The following is a 2736-nucleotide window of genomic DNA, read 5'->3' on the forward strand; positions in this document are numbered from 1 at the left end:
TCTCCGATTTTAGCCAGGAAACTGGAAAATAAAACTAAAAAAAAACTATCTTAAGTTTTTGAAAAAGTTGTCTTAACAAAGGGTCGCATCATAGATTGTAACAATTTCTCCTTGATAATAAATAAAGATTCTCTTGATGATTGGGTTAATGCATTTCTATAATAAGGCCAACCTACTTCATTTATAGCATTTAAAATAGTTTTAAATGAAATATCTTCATTTCTACAAAAACGAACTATTGATACAACAAAACAAGCAATATTTCCCTTTTGCTCAATTACTGTTAGTTCTTCTTTGCTATATATACCAAATAGAATTATAGATTCTATATATTCAGAAATGTTATTTGGAATACTCTCAGTATCAAAAAATATTTTTTCAAGATCCTTTTTGTCCTTTTTTAAGATATTTTTTGTCTTGTTTTCTGAAAATATTTTTATATGCGAACTTATAAAATAATCTGGGCGAAAGTTTTCAGGAATACACTCTAATTTACTTAAAAAAGATACTGCTATTTCATCACTACACTGGTATTTCAGTAATGTGTTTTCTATTTCCTTTTTATCTAATGCATCAAATTCATTAGCTATCAATTGGAAATATGGATATAAACTTTTGAATTCGACATCATCTTTTATAGCAGGGTAAGTCAATAATTCTCTTGCTGCAATTCCTGCTTTTAAAGTGGTGTCAGGTGCATTTTTTCTTAAAGTAATTAGCCATCTATAAAATAATTCTATTTTATGATTATCGTGAAATTTTTCTTCATAAATAAGTTTCTTTATAAAATCTAACCACAAATCTTGATAATCTATTATTGTGTCTTTGTATAGTTTTAAAAGAGATGTTTTAGCAAAAATATTTTTAATTTTATTATTTGTTTCATCAAAACCTTTTAAAAAATCAGTGTTCTCGAAGAGCTTTTTTTTATATTTATCAAAAGTATAAAGATTTCTATCCCACGATTCACATTCAAAAACATAAGCTATACCCTGCTCAAAATGTGTTAATTTTTCATAATGATAGTTTAATAACATGCCAGCGGCACGACTAGCTTGATCAAAATTATCACTGTTTAAAATATTGATAAGTTTTGGATAAAACTCTTTTTGTTGAGCAATTTTTTTAATATCATTTTGAGGCTTAAAAGGATCCCCTAAATCAAAGAAATAACCTTCGCCGGTTAATCCTTCAATTAATTCATTCAAAAGATCTTCTGATAGTAGAAGATTATGTTGATATAGTATAATTAGTGCATAATACCTTGACAAAGTTGGCAAATCTGAAAGGATGGATTTTAAATAATTTAATACATCGGTACTATAATTTAATTTAATGCAGAAACGAAACCACTCATTTCGATCAAACATTCTATTGGAGGCTGAAAAAATAATATTTTCTAATTCCTTTTTTGCGTTTTCAGGGAAACAAGAAAGTAAAATTGAATTTGCATTAAAACGCAAACGAAAGTCTAAATGCTCAGTTGCCTCATTTAGAAAATCAAGATATTGCGGTTTGGAGTATACTAGCTCTTTGTAACTATTTCTTATTTCAGGGTATCGACTTAATATTGGATATTCAGGTAATTTACTAACTACATATAAAAATTGTTGTTTATGTATTTCATCTACATTTTTTAATAGTTTATTAAAATAATAAATATATATTTCTTGTATCTCGTCTTTATTGGTTTTTCTTTTAGGAATAAATTTTAGGAATAAATTTAAAGATATAGAGGGATCCTCTAAAATTAGGTCATCTAAAATCCGTTTTCGATCGTTATGTTTTATATCATAAAACTGAGTTTTTGAAAGTAGAGGTCTTACGATTAAATAAAAATCTCTTTCATTAAAATAAGAATAAAGTAAAATGGCAGCACTATCCGAAATATCATTATCATTTAGAACACAATATCTTAAATAAGCTAGAAGATCATTTTTCGGGAATTTAGAAATGATTTTATCATATAATTTTTGCTTACCATTTGAAATGTTTTTAATGATTTTCTTTAAAACCGTTATATTAATTTCATTAAAGTTGTCACAATTATTTAACCAAAAGAAAAGTGTTTCGTCATTATTCCCTTCTTGATTTGAAATTACTATTTCTAATGCATCGAGTACATAGTTTTTATTTCCTTGTTTAATTTCTAAAAGTAGAAGTTCTTTGGACTTAGAATTATACAATCTATATTGTAGCAACTCTGCCAACATTATACATCTTATTTTTAAATCAAATTTTTCTGGAGCTATTAATACAAGTAATGGAATAAAATAACTGCAACTTTTGGTTCTTGCAGCAAGATGATAACCAACAATATTTAATAATTTATTTGTTTTTGTTTCGCTAAGTGAAAACTTATTGATAAAAAAGTAACTGCCTAAAATTGCTTTTATTTGAGATTCCTCACTAGTGTGTATTGGATGAATGGGATTTATATATTCTTCAAAATACCAATTAAAGCCAAAATCGCCAGCTAAATGTATAGTTTCTGCAATTGCATATGGAGAATATGTATCTGGCTCCCCAAAAAAGCCTCCTTCATTCCAAGTTTTTATAGGTCTAAATTCAAGTTTTGAAATTTCATCTATAAAAATTTTTGCTAATTCCGGATTTTTGGACTCAGATACAATAATTGCTGCTATTTTAGCCCCCGATAAGTTCGGAGTGTTATTTTAAATTTCAAACTTATATATTTGAAACATGAAATACAAGAAATGGACTTTAGATCAGAAG

General features: G+C 26.8%; 1 protein-coding gene. It reads right to left on the reverse strand.

The features are described 5' to 3' along the window. Positions 1-50: 50 nt before the first annotated feature. Positions 51-2213: a hypothetical protein gene (locus RCH19_RS14615; protein WP_343023848.1), complete on the reverse strand. Its 2163-nt coding sequence runs from the start codon at positions 2211-2213 to the stop codon at positions 51-53. Positions 2214-2736: the final 523 nt, after the last annotated feature.

It is taken from the genome of Flavobacterium sp. PL12 (assembly GCF_039123485.1).
In the GTDB taxonomy this organism is placed as follows: Bacteria; Bacteroidota; Bacteroidia; order Flavobacteriales; family Flavobacteriaceae; genus Flavobacterium; species Flavobacterium weaverense.

What these genes read in the sequence shown, in the direction of transcription:
- RCH19_RS14615 (WP_343023848.1), bottom strand. Translation starts at nt 2,213, where the DNA reads ATGTTGGCAGAGTTGCTACAATATAGATTGTATAATTCTAAGTCCAAA.